The 15,335-nt window shown below is 72.2% G+C and carries 13 protein-coding genes; 5 read left to right on the forward strand and 8 right to left on the reverse strand.

All coding sequences use genetic code 11. The features are described 5' to 3' along the window. Positions 1-15: 15 nt before the first annotated feature. A complete protein-coding gene (bluB, locus tag C2865_RS21945; protein WP_106400415.1) occupies positions 16-1,788 on the reverse strand; it encodes a 5,6-dimethylbenzimidazole synthase in 1,773 nt (590 codons plus the stop codon). A gap of 56 nt (positions 1,789-1,844) precedes the next feature. Between bluB and C2865_RS21950 the strand changes: the two genes are divergently transcribed. Next, positions 1,845-3,242, forward strand: coding sequence for an NAD(P)/FAD-dependent oxidoreductase (locus C2865_RS21950; RefSeq protein WP_106400416.1), 1,398 nt, complete (start codon positions 1,845-1,847; stop codon positions 3,240-3,242). Here the strand turns inward: C2865_RS21950 and pgm are convergent. Together pgm and C2865_RS21960 are read right to left on the reverse strand one after the other, a co-directional pair. Continuing rightward, positions 3,200-4,825 carry a phosphoglucomutase (alpha-D-glucose-1,6-bisphosphate-dependent) gene (pgm, locus tag C2865_RS21955; protein ID WP_106400417.1) on the reverse strand — a complete coding sequence of 542 codons (1,626 nt, stop codon included), beginning with the start codon at positions 4,823-4,825 and terminating at the stop codon, positions 3,200-3,202. The two genes, C2865_RS21950 and pgm, sit on opposite strands and share 43 nt — an antisense overlap. A gap of 47 nt (positions 4,826-4,872) precedes the next feature. Next, positions 4,873-5,682, reverse strand: coding sequence for an Fpg/Nei family DNA glycosylase (locus C2865_RS21960; protein ID WP_106400418.1), 810 nt, complete (start codon positions 5,680-5,682; stop codon positions 4,873-4,875). Positions 5,683-5,743: 61 nt separating this feature from the next. Between C2865_RS21960 and C2865_RS21965 the strand changes: the two genes are divergently transcribed. Further along, positions 5,744-6,367, forward strand: coding sequence for a TetR family transcriptional regulator (locus C2865_RS21965; protein ID WP_232835752.1), 624 nt, complete (start codon positions 5,744-5,746; stop codon positions 6,365-6,367). On the opposite strand, the gene C2865_RS21970 is transcribed toward C2865_RS21965, so the two are convergent. Both C2865_RS21970 and C2865_RS21975 read right to left on the reverse strand, forming a co-directional pair. Next, on the reverse strand, positions 6,364-7,011 hold the full coding sequence (locus C2865_RS21970) for a carboxymuconolactone decarboxylase family protein (protein WP_106400420.1): 648 nt from the start codon (positions 7,009-7,011) through the stop codon (positions 6,364-6,366). The genes C2865_RS21965 and C2865_RS21970 overlap by 4 nt on opposite strands. Positions 7,012-7,022: 11 nt before the next feature. After that, positions 7,023-7,589 (reverse strand): VOC family protein, encoded by a 567-nt coding sequence (locus tag C2865_RS21975; RefSeq protein ID WP_232835753.1) that lies wholly within the window; start codon positions 7,587-7,589, stop codon positions 7,023-7,025. A 276-nt stretch (positions 7,590-7,865) separates the two neighbouring features. Here C2865_RS21975 and C2865_RS21980 point away from each other — a divergent pair, with 276 nt between their 5' ends. Further along, positions 7,866-10,043 carry an anthranilate synthase component I gene (locus C2865_RS21980; protein ID WP_106400421.1) on the forward strand — a complete coding sequence of 726 codons (2,178 nt, stop codon included), beginning with the start codon at positions 7,866-7,868 and terminating at the stop codon, positions 10,041-10,043. 67 nt (positions 10,044-10,110) lie between these two features. Here the strand turns inward: C2865_RS21980 and C2865_RS21985 are convergent, their stop codons facing one another. Both C2865_RS21985 and C2865_RS21990 read right to left on the reverse strand, forming a co-directional pair. Further along, positions 10,111-10,725 carry a TetR/AcrR family transcriptional regulator gene (locus C2865_RS21985; protein ID WP_157963861.1) on the reverse strand — a complete coding sequence of 205 codons (615 nt, stop codon included), beginning with the start codon at positions 10,723-10,725 and terminating at the stop codon, positions 10,111-10,113. 5 nt (positions 10,726-10,730) lie between these two features. Next, positions 10,731-11,912, reverse strand: a complete 1,182-nt coding sequence (locus C2865_RS21990) for a globin domain-containing protein (protein ID WP_106400423.1) — start codon at positions 11,910-11,912, stop codon at positions 10,731-10,733. A gap of 377 nt (positions 11,913-12,289) precedes the next feature. On the opposite strand from C2865_RS21990, the gene C2865_RS21995 reads away from it, so the two are divergent. Continuing rightward, entirely contained in the window at positions 12,290-12,991 is a 702-nt protein-coding gene (locus C2865_RS21995; protein ID WP_106400424.1) for a gamma-glutamyl-gamma-aminobutyrate hydrolase family protein, read from the forward strand. 30 nt (positions 12,992-13,021) lie between these two features. Here C2865_RS21995 and C2865_RS22000 read toward each other — a convergent pair whose 3' ends face one another. Next, complete coding sequence (locus C2865_RS22000) at positions 13,022-14,203, reverse strand: acyl-CoA dehydrogenase family protein (RefSeq protein ID WP_106400425.1); 1,182 nt, start codon at positions 14,201-14,203, stop codon at positions 13,022-13,024. 340 nt (positions 14,204-14,543) lie between these two features. Here C2865_RS22000 and C2865_RS22005 point away from each other — a divergent pair, with 340 nt between their 5' ends. Beyond that, a complete protein-coding gene (locus C2865_RS22005) occupies positions 14,544-15,335 on the forward strand; it encodes an MlaE family ABC transporter permease (protein ID WP_106400426.1) in 792 nt (263 codons plus the stop codon).

Raw genomic sequence — 15,335 nt, forward strand, 5'->3', positions numbered from 1 at the left:
ACTAACCACCCGGACTCACGATGTACGAGCCATTTCGCGGCGAATGCGCAGGCCGTCGAGCACGAGCCCGGCGGCCAGGCACGCCCCGGCCCCCTCGCCCGCCCGCAGGCGCAGGTCGAGCAGCGGCTCCAGGCCGAGCGCGCGCAGCACGAGCGCGTGCCCGCGCTCCCTGCTGCGCTGGCCCGCCACCAGGTGCGCGGCCACGCCCGCCGACAGGCGCACGGCCGCCAGCGCCGCGACCGAGGTGGCCAGACCGTCCAGCAGGACGATCCCGCCTCCTTCCGCGGCGCCCAGCACCACGCCGGTGAGCAGCGCGAACTCCGCCCCGCTCGCGACCGCCAGCGCCTCCATAGGGTCGCGCCGCCCGGCCAGCCGCGCCAGGGCGCTCTGCGCCACCCGCCGCTTGCGCTCGACCATGGCGCTGTCGGCGCCCGCACCCAGCCCCACGGTCTCCTCCGCCGGGACGTCCAGCAGGGCGGCGGCCAGCGCGGCGGCCGGAGTGGTGTTGCCGATCCCCGCCTCGCCCAGCACGACCAGCCCGCGCGGGGCGGCCCAGGCGCCCACGGCGCGTCCGGCCTCGACGAGAGCCCGTACGCCTTCCAGGGTGAGGGCGTCCTTCTCGACGAGGTCGCCGCGTTCGGAGGAGGCCGCCACCGCCCGCGCGACGACCTCCTCGAGACCGTCCGGCAGCGGCGGCCTCGGCACGGACTCGGGCGGCAGCACCCCGGCGTCCACCGCGAGCACGCCCAGCCCCGCCGCCCGCGCCGCGACCGCGCCCTGCGAGGTTCCCGCGGAGGTCGCGTCGAGGATCTGGCGGGTGACCGACACGGGATAGGCCGACACCGCGTGCCGGGTCACCGGATGGTCGGAGGCCGCCAGCACCAGATGGCCCGACTCCAGGCCCTGCGGGCGCACCGCCAGGATCCGGTCCAGGACGGCGTCCAGCACGCCCAGCGACGCGGGGACGGCCAGCAGTTCGTCGGCGTCGTCCCGGGCGGCGACCACCGCCGGAGGGAGGGGGGCGGCCAGGTGGGACGGCGGGGGCGCGGGCTCCTCGCCGGGCCAGCGGTCGGTGAGCACGACCTCCTCCAGCGGCAGCCTGCTCGACCAGCCGCGGCGCTGCAGCCCCGGCTCGGGCGGGCGCTCGTCGGGCCAGCCCAGGCACAGCCAGCCCAGGGTGACGACGCCCTCGGGCAGGCCGAGCAGCGCGGCGAGCTCCTCGGGCGGGAACAGGGTGACCCAGCCCAGGCCCAGCCCCTCGGCGCGGGCGGCGAGCCAGAGGTTCTGGATGGCGCAGGCGCAGGACCAGACGTCGGCGTCGGGGAAGGTGGCGCGGCCCAGGACGCCGGCGGCGGGCGTCCGGCGGTCGCAGCAGACCACCACGCCCAGCGGCGCGGCCCGGATTCCCTCCAGGGACAGGTCGCGCAGCCGCCGGGCGCGCTCCTCCTCCAGCAGGTCGGCCTGGGCGAGCTTCTCCCGCTCGGCCATGAGCGCGGCGGCGTCCCGCAGCGCGCCGTCCCTGACCACCAGGAACCGCCAGGGCTGGCTGTGCCCCACCGACGGCGCGGCGTGCGCGGCCTCCAGGACCCGCCGCAGCACGTCCTCCGGCACGGGATCGTGCCGGAAACGGCGGATGTCGCGCCGCGCTCCCACGATCCCGTAGAAGGCGGCCCGCTCCGCAGGGTCGAAGGCCCAGGCCGCCGGATCGGCGGCGCGCTCGGCGGCGGCCGAGGCGTCTCCGATCAGCGGAATAGGACGGGTCCAGCGTGACGGTTCCCAACGTGACATGTCACTGAAGATAGGCTCACAGTTTCCATGCGGAGACATCGGGCACCGCATGAGATATGACGAAAAGAATCCTGATCGTCGGCGGGGGATACGTCGGCCTCTACACCGCGCTGCGGCTGGAGCGGAAACTGCGCCGCCGGCTCGGACGCGGCGAGGTGGAGCTCACCATCGTCGACCCCGAGTCCTACATGACCTACCAGCCGTTCCTGCCGGAGGCCGCGGCGGGCAACCTGGAGCCACGGCACGTGACCATCCCGCTCCGGAGGGCGCTCAAGCACACCCGGCTGATCGTGGGCAGGGTCACCTCCATCGACCACGCGCAGCACACCGCGCGGGTGGAGATCGTCGAGGGCGAGGACTGGCCCGTGCGCTACGACCTCCTCGTGGTGGCGCTCGGCTCGGTCTCCCGCACCCTGCCCGTGCCCGGCCTGGCCGAGAACGGCATCGGATTCAAGACCATCGAGGAGGCCATCCACCTGCGCAACCGGGTGCTCGGCCTGCTCGACCGCGCCGCCTCCACCCGCGACCCCGACGAATGCCGCCGCTCCCTGACGTACGTGGTCGTCGGCGGCGGCTTCGCGGGCGTCGAGGCGCTGGCCGAACTGGCCGACATGACCGAGGACGCCCTGCGCTACCTGCCGGAGCTGCCTGCCAAGCCGCGCTGGGTCCTGGTCGAGGCGACCGGCCGCATCCTGCCCGAGGTGGGCGAGGAGATGGGCCGCTACACCGTCGACGAGCTGCGCCGCCAGGGCATCGAGGTACTGCTGAACACCCGCCTGGAGTCCGCGGAGAACTGCCGGATCGTGTTGTCGGACGGGCAGGAGTTCGACGCCGCCACCCTGGTGTGGACCGCCGGCGTCAAACCCCACCCGATGTTGCGCGACACCGACCTGCCGCTGGACGAGAAGGGCAGGGTCAAGACCGAGCCCACCCTCACCGTCGAGGGCCACCGCGACGTCTTCGCCGCCGGGGACAACGCCGCGGTCCCCGACCTCACCGACCCCGGGGCGTTCTGCGCGCCCAACGCCCAGCACGCCGTCCGCCAGGCCAAGGTCCTGGCCGACAACATCGTGGCCACCCTCACCGGACAGCAGCTCAAGCCCTACCGGCACGCCTACGCCGGCTCGGTCGCCAGCCTGGGCCTGCACCGGGGCGTCGCCCAGGTCTACGGCGTGAAACTGCGCGGCCTGCCCGCCTGGTTCATGCACCGGACCTACCACCTGGCCCGGGTGCCGACCTTCAACCGCAAGGTCAGGGTGATGGCCGACTGGACGCTCGCCCTGTTCTTCCACCGGGAGATGGTGGCGCTCGGCCGCCTGCAGAACCCCTACGAGGAGTTCCGCCTGGCGGCCGGCCGCAAACAGGGCACGCTCACCGCGGCGGAGTCGGCGCAGACGGCGAAGGAGCCGGCTCAGCCCAGCGCCGAGGCCACCAGCGCCCGCGCCTCCTCCTGAACCCGGGACAGGTGCTCGGGCCCGTGGAAGGACTCGGCGTAGATCTTGTACACGTCCTCGGTGCCCGAGGGGCGCGCGGCGAACCAGGCGTTCTCGGTGCCGACCTTGAGGCCGCCGATGGCGGCGCCGTTGCCGGGCGCGGCCGTGAGCACCGAGGTGATCGGCTCCCCGGCCAGCTCGGAGGCGGTGACCTGCTCGGGCGACAATTTCGCCAGCACGGCCTTCTGCTCCCGGGTCGCCGGGGCGTCCACCCGGGCGTAGCTCGGCGCGCCGTACCGCTCGGTGAGCTCGCCGTACAGCGCGCTCGGGGACCTGCCGGTCACCGCGGTGATCTCCGCCGCGAGCAGCGCCAGGATGATCCCGTCCTTGTCGGTGGTCCACACCCCGCCGTCGCGGCGCAGGAAGGAGGCGCCCGCGCTCTCCTCGCCGCCGAAGCCCAGCGAGCCGTCCAGCAGGCCCGGCACGAACCACTTGAACCCGACGGGCACCTCCACCAGCGGGCGGCCCAAGCCCGCGGCGACCCGGTCGATCATGCCGCTGCTGACCAGGGTCTTGCCGACCCCGGCCTCGGCGGGCCAGTCCGGCCGGTGGGCGTACAGGTAGGAGATCGCGACGGCCAGGTAGTGGTTGGGGTTCATCAGCCCGGCGTCGGGGGTGACGATGCCGTGCCGGTCGGAGTCGGCGTCGTTGCCCGTGGAGACGTCGTAGGCGTCCTTGTTCCCGATGAGGGAGGCCATGGCGTACGGCGACGAGCAGTCCATGCGGATCCTGCCGTCCCAGTCCAGGGTCATGAACCGCCAGGTCGGGTCGGCGACCGGGTTGACCACGGTCAGGTCGAGCCGGTGGGTCTCGGCGATCGCCGCCCAGTACTCCAGGCTCGCCCCGCCCAGCGGGTCGGCGCCGATGCGCACCCCGGCCGAGCGGACGGCGTCCAGGTCCAGCACCGAGCCCAGGTCGGCCACGTAGGAGCCGAGGAAGTCATAGGTCTCGGCGGTCTTCAGCGCCCGCTCGTAGGGCAGGCGCCGCACCTCCTTCAGGCCGTTCGCGATGATCGCGTTCGCCCGGTCCTGGATCCAGGAGGTGGCGTCGGTGTCGGCGGGGCCGCCGTGCGGCGGGTTGTACTTGAAGCCGCCGTCCTGCGGCGGGTTGTGCGAGGGGGTGACGACGATCCCGTCGGCGAGGTGGGCGGTGCGGCCCTTGTTCCAGGCCAGGATGGCGTGGGAGACCGCGGGGGTGGGCGTGTAGCCGTCCTGGCGGCGCACGGTCACGTCGTTGGCCGCGCAGACCTCCAGCGCGGTGACCCGCGCGGGCTCGGAGAGCGCGTGGGTGTCGGCGCCCAGGAACAGCGGCCCGTCGATGCCCTGGGCCGCCCGGTACTCGCAGATCGCCTGGGTGGTCGCCAGGATGTGCGCCTCGTTGAAGGACGAGCGCAGCGCCGTGCCCCGGTGCCCCGAGGTGCCGAAGGACACTCTCTGGGCGGGGTCCTGCGGGTCGGGCTGCAGGGCGTAGTACGCCGTGACCAGCTTCGCGACGTCGACGAGATCCTCGGGGCGGGCCTGCTGCCCGGCGCGCTCGTTCACCATGTACTGATCTTAGGGGTCCGTCCCGCACGCCCGTTCCGGGCCGGGGATCAGGGGCGGTCCTGGCAGCCGGGGCACCAGAAGAGGTTGCGCGCCTGGAGGTTCTCGGTGCGCACCGCCAGCCCGCAGACCAGGCAGGGCAGCCCGGCCCGCCGGTAGACGTAGACCTCACCGCCGTGGGCGTCCACGCGCGGCGGCCGCCCCATCGCCTCGGGGGTGTGCTCGGGGCGGACGGTGTCGATCCGGCCCGCCTCGACGCCGTCGGCCATCAGCTCCACCAGATCGGCCCAGATCGCCTTCCACTGGGCGCGGGTGAGGTCCTTCCCGGCCCTGCGCGGGTCGATCCGGTGCCGGAAGAGCACCTCGGCGCGGTAGATGTTGCCGACCCCGGAGACGACCTTCTGGTCCATGAGCAGGGCGGAGACCGGCTGCCCGCTGCGGCTGATCTTCGCCCAGGCGCGTTCGGGGTCGGCGTCCGGGCGCAGCGGGTCGGGGCCGAGCCGGGCGTGCAGCGCGTCCTTCTCGCCGGGGGTGAGCAGCTCGCAGGCGGCCGGGCCGCGCAGGTCGCAGTAGGCCTGCCCGCCGACCAGCCGCAACCGGATCTGGCCGACCGGGGCGGGGGCCGGCGGCTCCCCCCAGGCGAACTTGCCGTACAGGCCCAGGTGGACGTGCAGCCAGCCGGCGGGGAAACCGGCGAACAGGTGCTTGCCGTGCGCCTCGGCCTCCAGCATCGGCTGCCCGTGCAGCAGGGCCGCGCCCTCGGAGAACCGCCCCTGCGGGCTGACCGCGGCGACGGGACGGCCCGCGAACGCCTCGGTGAACCTGCGGGCGAGGCGGTGGATGACATGACCTTCGGGCACGCGCCGACCTTACCCGGCTCCGATTGGCGGGGGAGATGGACCTGCCCGTAACGTTTGCGCCGTGAGCACAGGCAGCGTGGGCACCGGTACGGGCGCGGCACCGGGCGGGCGGGACCCCGACCGCCGCCGCGCGCTGCTCGAGGCCGCCGACGCGGTGATCCAGCGGGAGGGACCCGAGGCCTCCATGGCGGCGATCGCGGCCGAGGCGGGGGTCAGCAAACCCATCCTCTACCGGCACTTCGGCGCCAAGAGCGGCCTCTACCGCACCCTGGCCGAGCGGCACAGCCGGGTGCTGACCGAGGCGATCAGGGAGCGCATGCTCGCCGCGGACGAGGCGCCGGAGCGGGTGCGCGGCGGCATCGACACCTACCTGGCGATGATCTCCGAGAACCTGAACTTCTACCGTTTCCTCATGCACCGGGCCAGGGCCGAGGACAGCGCCACGCACAGCGTCATGTCCACGGCGATGCAGACCCTGGGCCGGGAGATCGCCGAGCTGATGGCGGGCGGGGGCAGCACGGACGACCGGATCCGGGCCCAGGTGTGGGGGCACGCGATCATCGGGATGGTCCAGAACGCCGGGGACTGGTGGCTGGACCACCCCGAGGTGCCGCGGGAGAGCGTGGTGGACGCGCTGACCGAGCTGGTGCTCAGCGGCCTGCCCGCCGCGGCCTTCACGCCCTAGCCCGGGACCCCGCCGGTGATGTCGTCGGCGATGTCGCGGCTGCCGTAGCCCTCGGGCGCGGCGACCTCGGTGATCACCTCTTCCCTGTCGTCGAACTCCAGGCGCAGGGCCTTGGTCATCACCGCGTGCATGTCGTACAGGCACGTGGTGTAGGTCAGCTCGAGGATCTGCTCGTCGGGCAGGTGCTTCTGCAGTACGGCGAACACCTCGTCGCGGACCCGGCCTCCGCCCAGGACGAGCGCGTTGGTGTAGGCCAGAACGGCACGTTCCAGCTCGTCGAAGACGTCGCTGACCTCCCAGGACGGGATCGCCTGGATCTTCTCCTCGGGCACCCCCATCGCGCGCATCTGCTTGCAGTGCTGGGAGAAGACGAACTGGCTGCCCCGCAGGTAGCCGGCGAGGGTCTGGCCCAGCTCGCGCAGCAGCGGGTCGAGCTTGACGCCGCGGTAGAGCTGGAAGCCCTTCACGCAGTGCTTGAAGATGGTGCTGTCGAGAGCGAAGGTGGTCCACCAGTCGCCGGGCGTCCCGGTCGCGGTGCCGGGCTTCTCGACGGGGTCGACGCCCTCGCCGAACAGCCGGTCGTAGAAGAACAGGACCAGCGGGTCGTCGGTCTCCTCGCGCTTGACCTGGCGCAGTCTCGGCATGGCTGGTCCTCTCAGTCGGCGGTGCTGTTGCGGGTGAGGTCGGCGGCGGTCTTCGGGGTGTGCCGCACGTCCTCGGGGCGGTCCAGGGCGCGGGTCCAGCCCGCGAACTCCACGAGGACGCCGTCGGGGTCCTTGAAGTACAGGGAGCGCACGAACACGCCCTCGTCCCAGGTGGGGGCCACGCCGTACTCGCTGTCGTCGTGGTTGAGGATGTTGCCCACCTCGAGGCCCTTGGCGACGAGCTTCTCGCGGTACTCCTCGAGCTTCTCGGGCGGGACGTCGATGGCGATGTGGTTCATCGAGCCGACCGCCGAGAGCAGCTCCCCGGAGTCGGGCACGCCCTTGGGCGCGGAGATCCCGGGCACCGCCTCGGGGGCGTCGGCGAACCAGAAGAAGGCCAGCGCGTTGCCGCCCCCGGCGTCGAAGAAGAAGTGCTGGCCGTAGCCGAGGGGCAGCTCGATGGTCTTGATCAGCGGCATGCCCAGCACGCCCTGGTAGAAGTCCACCGTCCGCTGCATGTCGCTGCACACCAGAGCGAGGTGGTTGAACCCTCGCATCTCGAATTCGTTGTTCGCCACGACCACCACCAAGTAAGCGATTGCTTTTCCCCCATCCTGACAGGAACCATGCCGTGGCAAAACCCTGTCGGGGGACGTTCCTGCTCGACCGCGGCCCCGCCGGGCGATAACCTGCTTCCATCATGCGGACCGAGATGATCGCCCAGGCGATCGGCCAGTGGTGGTGGCGTCGCTGAGGCGGCGCAGGTTGAGCATGTTCTGAACCCAGCGACCGCCCTCAGGGCGGTCGTTTCGTGTTTCCGTCCTGAGCCGGTCCGGCCAAGAGGAGACCAGAGGGTGGAAAGTCAGACGAGCACGACCTATCGCACCGCCGGGGGCGTCGCGGTGACGCGTACCGCGGTTCCGGTGGACGCCGCCAGCGAAGCCGAGCTCCTCGCCCGGCTCGTCTCCGCCGTCGAGGTGCGGCGCGGCGGAGTCCTCAGCTCGGGCATGGAGTATCCGGGACGCTACAGCCGCTGGGCCATGGGCTACGTGGACCCCTCCCTGGAGATCGTCGCCCGGGGGCGCCTCATCAGCGCCCGCGCCCTCAACGCCCGCGGCGAGGTGCTGCTGCCCGCCGTCGCCGCCGCCGTGCGCGGCGCCGGCGAGGTGCGCACGGACGAGCCCGGCCTCGTCGAGGTGTACGTTCCCCGCGGCGAGGAGGTCTTCGCCGAGGAGGAGCGCAGCCGCCAGCCCACCGTCTTCACCGCCCTGCGCGCCGTCGCCGAGCTGTTCCGCCCCGCCGACGCGTCCGACGCCGATCCCCACCTGGGCCTGTACGGGGCCTTCGGCTACGACCTGTCCTTCCAGTTCGAGCCGATCGAGCAGCGGCTCCCGCGTTCTCCCGAGCACCGCGACCTCGTCCTGCACCTGGCCGACGAACTGCTGGTCATCGACCGCAAGCGCGAGTCCTACACCCGCTTCTCCTACGACTTCGCCACCGGTGAGGGCGCCACCCACGGCCTGCCCCGCGGCACCGAGCCGACCCCGGTCCCGGTGCCCAGGCAGGTCCCCGGCCAGCCGGCGCGCGGCCAGTACGCCGAGGTGGTGCGCCGGGCCAAGGAGAAGTTCGTCAGGGGCGACCTGTTCGAGGTGGTCCCCGGCCAGGTGATGTACGGGGCGTGCGAGTCCCCGGCCCGCTTCTTCGAGCGGCTGCGCGAGACCAACCCCGCCCCGTACGAGTTCTTCTTCAACCTGGGCGAGGGCGAGTACCTCGTCGGCGCGTCCCCCGAGATGTTCGTCAGGGTCGCGGGCGACCGGGTCGAGACCTGCCCGATCTCCGGCACGATCAAGCGCGGCCGCGACCCGCTGGAGGACGCCGAGAACATCCGCACCCTGCTCAGCTCCCTCAAGGAGGAGTCGGAGCTGACCATGTGCACCGACGTCGACCGCAACGACAAGTCCCGGGTCTGCGTGCCGGGCAGCGTCAAGGTCATCGGCCGCCGCCAGATCGAGATGTACTCCCGCCTCATCCACACCGTCGACCACATCGAGGGGCGGCTGCGGCCCGGCTTCGACGCCCTGGACGCCTTCCTCACCCACATGTGGGCGGTGACCGTCACCGGCGCGCCCAAGACCTGGGCGATGCAGTTCATCGAGGACCACGAGGAGACCCCGCGCCGCTGGTACGGAGGGGCCGTCGGCTACGTGGGCTTCGACGGCTCGATGAACACCGGCCTGACCCTGCGCACCGCGCAGATCCGCGACGGCGTGGCGGCGGTGCGCGCCGGGGCGACCCTGCTGTACGACTCCGACCCCGACGCCGAGGAGCGCGAGACCCTGCTGAAGGCCAGCGCGCTGCTGGAGGCACTGGCCTCCTCCCAGGGCGGCGAGGCCGCGGCCGGCGAGGCCGCCGCCGAGCCGGAGGCGGAGCTCGCCGGGCAGGGCCTGAAGGTGCTGCTCGTCGACCACCAGGACTCGTTCGTCAACACCCTGGCCGACTACTTCCGCCAGCAGGGCGCGGAGGTGACGACGTTGCGCTTCGGCTTCCCCGAGCGCGTCCTGGACGAGCTCGACCCCGACCTGGTGGTGCTCTCACCGGGTCCGGGCCGCCCGTCGGACTTCGACACCGACGCGCTGCTCAAGGCGGTCGACGCCCGCGACAAGCCGGCCTTCGGCGTCTGCCTGGGCCTGCAGGCGATGGTCGAGCACGCGGGCGGCCGGCTCGCGGTGCTGTCCTATCCCCAGCACGGCAAGCCCGGCCAGGTCCGCCGCCTGGGAGGGGAGGTCCTGGAGGGGCTGCCCGACGAGTTCACCGCGGCCCGCTACCACTCGCTGCACACCACCGAGGAGCTGCTGGGCGACACCGGCTTCACCATCACCTCGATGACCGGGGACGGCGTCGTCATGTCCATCGAGGACCCGGCCCGCCGCCGCTGGGCCGTGCAGTTCCACCCCGAGTCGATCCTCACCGCCGCCGGCGGCCACGGCCACCGCATCATCGCCAACGTCCTGCGCCGGGTGCGCGGGTCCTGACGGAGCGCAAGGCCGCGGATCCCGGTCCGCCGCGCGAGCGGTGGACCGGGCGCCCGCGCGGGGTCGCTCACAGGGCCGTCGCCCCGGCGGGCGGCCTGGTCAGGTGGGTGATCAGGGCATGGAGGTAGGAGCGGAAGCCGGTCAGGGTCTGCGGGTCGTGGGGGGTGCGGTAGCCGGGATCGGCTTCGGGGGCGGACGGCTGGTTACCGCTGGTCAGGAAGCCGAAGGTGCACCAGGTGATCGTCCAGACCAGGTGGCCGGCGTCGACGTCGGGCTGCACCACCTCCCGTATCGCGTCGGCCAGCTGCCGGGTCAGCCTGCGGATGTAGGCCTCCTGGCCGGACACGTCGGCGGCGTCCCCCATCCAGCGGTGCATCCACAGGGTCAGGAACCGCGGATGGGCGGAGTAGAAGTCCAGCATGGCGTCGAACAGGTCGATCACCCCCTGGCGGGTGGGGACGAAGACGCCGAGCGCCTCGTCCACGGCGCGCTGCTCGGCCTCCAGCGTCCGCGCCACCACGGCCTGGTACAGCTGCGGTTTGTCCCCGGCGAGCTCGACCACCCGCTCCACCGGGATTCCGGCGGCGTCGGCGATCAGCCGGGTCGAGGTCCCGTCGTACCCCAGGTCGGCGAACAACCGCATCGCCAGGTCGAGCAGGTGATCCGTCTCCAAGTCCCCCATGTGCATCACTGTAGGTAATCGGATGCGGGAGGTGTCGAGGGGGAGGCGGGAAGCGGCACGCCGGTGCGGGCGGCCATGCCGGACAGGGGGTCGTGGCGGACGCGCTCGGCCGGGACGCCGAGCCGCCGGAGCCGGGCCAGCGTCGCGGCGATCATCGGGTGCGGGCCCGCGACGTAGACGTCGTGCTCCGACCAGTCCCGCAGGCCGCCGACCGCCTCGGGGGCGGTGCCCTGCAGGCCCCGGTGGCGCGGGTCGTCCGAGACGGCCGCGACGACCTTCAGCCGGGGGTGGGCGGCCTCCAGTAGTCGCAGGGCCGGCAGGTCGTAGAGCCCTTCGGCACTGCGGGCTCCGAAGACCAGCACGACGCGGCGGGCGCCGTTCTCGGCCAGCGCTTGCTCGGTGATCGCCTTGAGCGGGGCGAGCCCGGTGCCCCCTGCCACGCACAGCACGTCGCGGGCGGAGCCGGGGTCCAGGGTCATGGCGCCCAGGGCGGGGCCGAGCAGCAGCGTGTCGCCCGTCCCGGTGCGCCGCACCAGCGCGCCGCTCACCCACCCGCCGGGCAGCGCCCTGACGTGGAAGCCGAGCAGCCCGTCCTCGCGGGGGGCGTTGGCGACGGAGTAGGGCCGCCACACCCGCGGCCAGCGCGCGGACTGGACGGTGAGGTACTGGCCGGCCCGGAACGGCAGCGGCTGGTCCGGGCGGACGGTCAGCACGGCCAGGTCCGCGCCCCGCCGCTCGTGCCCGACGACCTCGCCGATCCACCAGGAGGGTCCCCGTTCGGCGTCGGCGCGGGCGGCCTCCCGCATGATCCCGGCGGCGAACCCGTAGAAGGCCTCCCACTCCCGCCGGACCTCGGGGGTCCAGTGCGGTCCGAGGAACCGGCCCAGGGCGGCCAGCAGCGCCTCGCCCACCGCCGTGTAGTGCTCATCGGTCACCCCGAACTTGCGGTGGTCGCGGCCCAGTCCGTCCAGCCGGAGCCGCAGCAGCTCCGGTTCGTCGAGGTCGTCGATGATCTCGGTGATCGTCCGGAAGAGCCGTTCGCGTTGCGCGTCCATGGCCGGCGGGAAGAACGCGCGGATGCCCGGACGCGCGGCGAACAGCCTTCCGTAGAAATATGCCGCCGTGTCTTCCAGGTGCGGAGTGAGCAGTGCGAAGGTCTCCTTGAGCAGGCCGGTGTCCAAGGACATGCCGAATTCACGCCCCCTTGGCGCAGGGTTTTCACCCGGTGCGGCGCGCGGTGGCGGGCGGGGCCCCTCCCCGGCGTCCGTCACGCGATCGCCTGTTTCCGATCACTTACGGAGAGTGTGGCATCCCAGGTCGTAGAGCTCAACCTTTTCCTATTGAAAAGCCAGAACCACCGCAAGGTGGGATGTGGGATGAACTTTCAGGACTTCTCAATAGGGCTCAGTACCATCCGGCATTCACTGGATTCTGGTACGGCTTCCGCTTTTCAAGACCCTGTCCGACCGGCGATCTCGTGCCGATCACGGCCGCCCGGGGAAGGCGGAGGGGCTGCGTTCGCCGCCGAATTACGGCAAGCTGTTCGCGAGACGGAAGGGACGGCATGACCAGACCTCTGATCGGGATCACGACCTACCAGGAGGCCGCGCGCTGGGGCGTGTGGATCAGGGAGGCCGCGCTGCTGGCCACCGCCTATCCCCGCGCGGTGGAGCGCGGCGGGGGAGTGCCGGTGCTGCTGCCGCCCCCGGCGGAGCTGGACGGGGTCGAGCCGCTGGTGTCCCGGCTGGACGGGCTGGTGGTCGCGGGCGGTCCCGACGTCGAGCCCGCCCGGTACGGAGCCGATCCCCACGAGCGCACCGGCGTCCCGGACCTGCCGCGCGACCGCTGGGAGTCGGCGCTGCTGCGCGCCGTCCTGGAGGCCGACAAGCCCTTCCTGGCGATCTGCCGGGGCATGCAGCTGCTCAACGTGGTGCAGGGCGGCACCCTGATCCAGCACCTGCCCGACGAGGTGGGGCACGACAGGCACCTGCCGCAGCAGGGGCGGTTCACCCGGCACAAGGTGCGCGTGGCCGCCGACAGCCTGGCCGGGCGTCTCCTGGGCGAGTACGCCGACGTCCCGACCTACCACCACCAGGCCGTGCGGCACCTGGGCCGGGGCCTGGTCCCCGTCGCCTGGGCGGGGGACCAGGTGGTGGAGGCCGTCGAGGTGCAGGGCCACCGGTTCGGCCTCGGGGTGCAGTGGCACCCCGAGGAGGACGACGACCTCCGCCTCTTCGAGGCGCTGGCGGAGGCCGCCGCGAAGTGAGCCGTGCCCGGCTCGGTGGCCCTCGCCCGCTCAGTAGCTCTTGGGCAGGCCCAGGTCGTGCTGGGCGATGTGGGCCAGCACGAGCTCCTCGGCCACCGGGATGTTCTTGCCGATGCGGGCGTCCCGGAACATCCGCGCCACCGGGTACTCCAGCGAGTAGGCCATGCCGCCGTGCGTCTGGAAGGTGCGGTCGGCCGCCTGCCAGGCCGCCTCGGAGGCGGTCAGCTTGGCGATGTTGGCCTCGCTGCCGCACGGCTGGGCGCGGTCCCACAACCAGGCGGCCTTGTAGGTCATCAGCCGGGCCAGTTCGGTCTGGGCCTTGATCTTGGCCAGCGGGAAGGCCAGCGCCTGGTTGGTGCCGATCGGCTTGCCGAAGGGCGCGCGCTCGGTCGCGTAGTTCACCGCGATCCGCAGCGCGGCCTCGGCCCCGCCGACGCCGGAGGCCGCCGCCAGGATGCGCTCGGGGTTGAGGATGTCCCACAACACCGCGAACCCGGCGTCCACCTGTCCCAGCACGTCGGCCTCGGTGACCCGCAGGTCGTCGAGGAAGACCATGCTGGAGGCGACGGTGTTCGTGCCCATCTTCGGGATCGGCCGGTAGCTGAGGGTGCCGGCCTCGACGCCCGCCTTGACGTCCACCAGGAAGACGGTGAAGCCCGAGGTGCGCGGCCTGGCCTCGGCCGCGGGGACGGTGCGGGTGACCAGGAGCATGTAGTCGGCGCGCTCGACGCCGGAGATCCAGATCTTCTGGCCCTTGACCAGCCAGCCGTCGCCGTCGCGGCGGGCGTGGGTGGCGATGTTGATGGCGTTGCTGCCGGCGTCGGGCTCGGTGAGCGCGAAGCAGGTCTCGATCTCGCCGGTGGCCAGCTTGGGCAGGAGCCTGCGCCGCTGCTCCTCGGTGCCGTGCCGGCTGACGGTCAGCGCGCCGAAGCCCGGGGTGAGCAGGTAGATGAAGGACGCCGCGGCGCCCGCCCCGGAGGAGGCCAGCGTCTCCAGGGCCACGGCCAGTTCCAGCAGGCCCTGCCCGCCGCCGCCGTACTCCTCGGGGATGGCCAGACCCAGCCAGCCGCCGTCGGCGAGGTCGCGGAAGACCTCCTCGGGCCAGCGGTGATCGGCGTCGCACTTGTCCCAGTACTCGTAGCCGTACTTGGCGGTGACGGCGGCGATGCCGTCCCGGACCGCCTGCGCGCTCTCCGGCAGGTCGAAGTCCACCGGCGCCTCCTTGTCCTAGGTCGTGCCTTCACCGACCACCCTAGCCGATGCAGTAAGTGGTCACTGACAGAGCCCTGCGCCTGTGTTCGCCGGTGCTCACGGGACGGGAGAAAGTGCAGGTTCCGGCAGGGGCAAGGGGTGGGCGAGAGATGGCCGGGGTCGGCCGGATCGCGGCGCGGAGGCCACTGGGAGGAGTAAGAGAAGTGAGAGACGGGAAAGCCGGTAACTTCCCGTTATTTGCCATCCAGGGGGCCCAAGGTCTTGTGGTCGCCGTGTGACGCGCGTTACGGTACCAAACGCTTGGTCGGTAAACGGCTCATTACTGCAATGGAGGTGGCCTGTGGCGAGTGTGCCCGTGCTGGTCACCAGCAGGATCCGCGGTGTTCTTACCCAGATAGGTGACCTGTTCACCATCGCGTTGGAAGGTTTGCGGCGTACCTGGGACGTCCGGAGCTGGTTCTGGGAGTTCGTCGAGCAGTGCTGGTTCCTGGCCCGCGTGACCACGCTCCCGGTCATCCTCATCGCGCTGCCGCTGGGCGCGACCGTCGCGCTGCAGGTCGGCGACCTCGCCGCCCAGCTGGGCGCGCAGTCGGCCACCGGCGGCGCGGTCGTCGTCGGCCTGGTCCGCGAGGTGGCGCCGATGGCGGCCGCTCTGATCATGGCGGGAGCCGGCGGCTCGGCGATGACCTCCGACATGGGGGCCAGACGCATCCGCGACGAGTTGTCGGCCATGGAAGTGATGGCGGTCAACCCCATCCACCGCCTGGTGACCCCGCGCATGTGGGCCGCCAGCCTGGTCTCCACGATGCTGGCCTCGCTGGTCATCCTCTCCGGGGCGATCGGCGGCTTCTTCTTCAACGTGCTCCTGCAGAACGTGACACCGGGCGCGTACTTCGACGGCGCGCTCAGCCAGCTGCGGACCTCCGACCTGGTCGTCACCCTGTTCAAGTCCTGGCTGTTCGGCCTGATCGCGGCGATGGTCGCCTGCTACAAGGGAATGACCTGCGAGCAGAGCCCGGTCGGCGTGGGACGGGCGGTCAACCAGGCGACGGTGGTGGCGCTGCTGCTCGTCTTCGCCTTCAACTACATCATCACCACCATCTACGTCATCGCCTACCCCCCGAAGGTCTGA

It is taken from the genome of Actinocorallia populi (genome assembly GCF_002995495.1).
Classification (GTDB): Bacteria; Actinomycetota; Actinomycetes; order Streptosporangiales; family Streptosporangiaceae; genus Actinocorallia; species Actinocorallia populi.

Coding starts and splice junctions, on each gene's coding strand:
- bluB (WP_106400415.1), bottom strand. CDS start 1,788: ATGTCACGTTGGGAACCGTCACGCTGGACCCGTCCTATTCCGCTGATC.
- C2865_RS21950 (WP_106400416.1), top strand. CDS start 1,845: ATGACGAAAAGAATCCTGATCGTCGGCGGGGGATACGTCGGCCTCTAC.
- pgm (WP_106400417.1), bottom strand. CDS start 4,825: ATGGTGAACGAGCGCGCCGGGCAGCAGGCCCGCCCCGAGGATCTCGTC.
- C2865_RS21970 (WP_106400420.1), bottom strand. CDS start 7,011: ATGCCGAGACTGCGCCAGGTCAAGCGCGAGGAGACCGACGACCCGCTG.
- C2865_RS21985 (WP_157963861.1), bottom strand. CDS start 10,725: ATGGGGGACTTGGAGACGGATCACCTGCTCGACCTGGCGATGCGGTTG.
- C2865_RS21990 (WP_106400423.1), bottom strand. CDS start 11,912: ATGTCCTTGGACACCGGCCTGCTCAAGGAGACCTTCGCACTGCTCACT.
- C2865_RS21995 (WP_106400424.1), top strand. CDS start 12,290: ATGACCAGACCTCTGATCGGGATCACGACCTACCAGGAGGCCGCGCGC.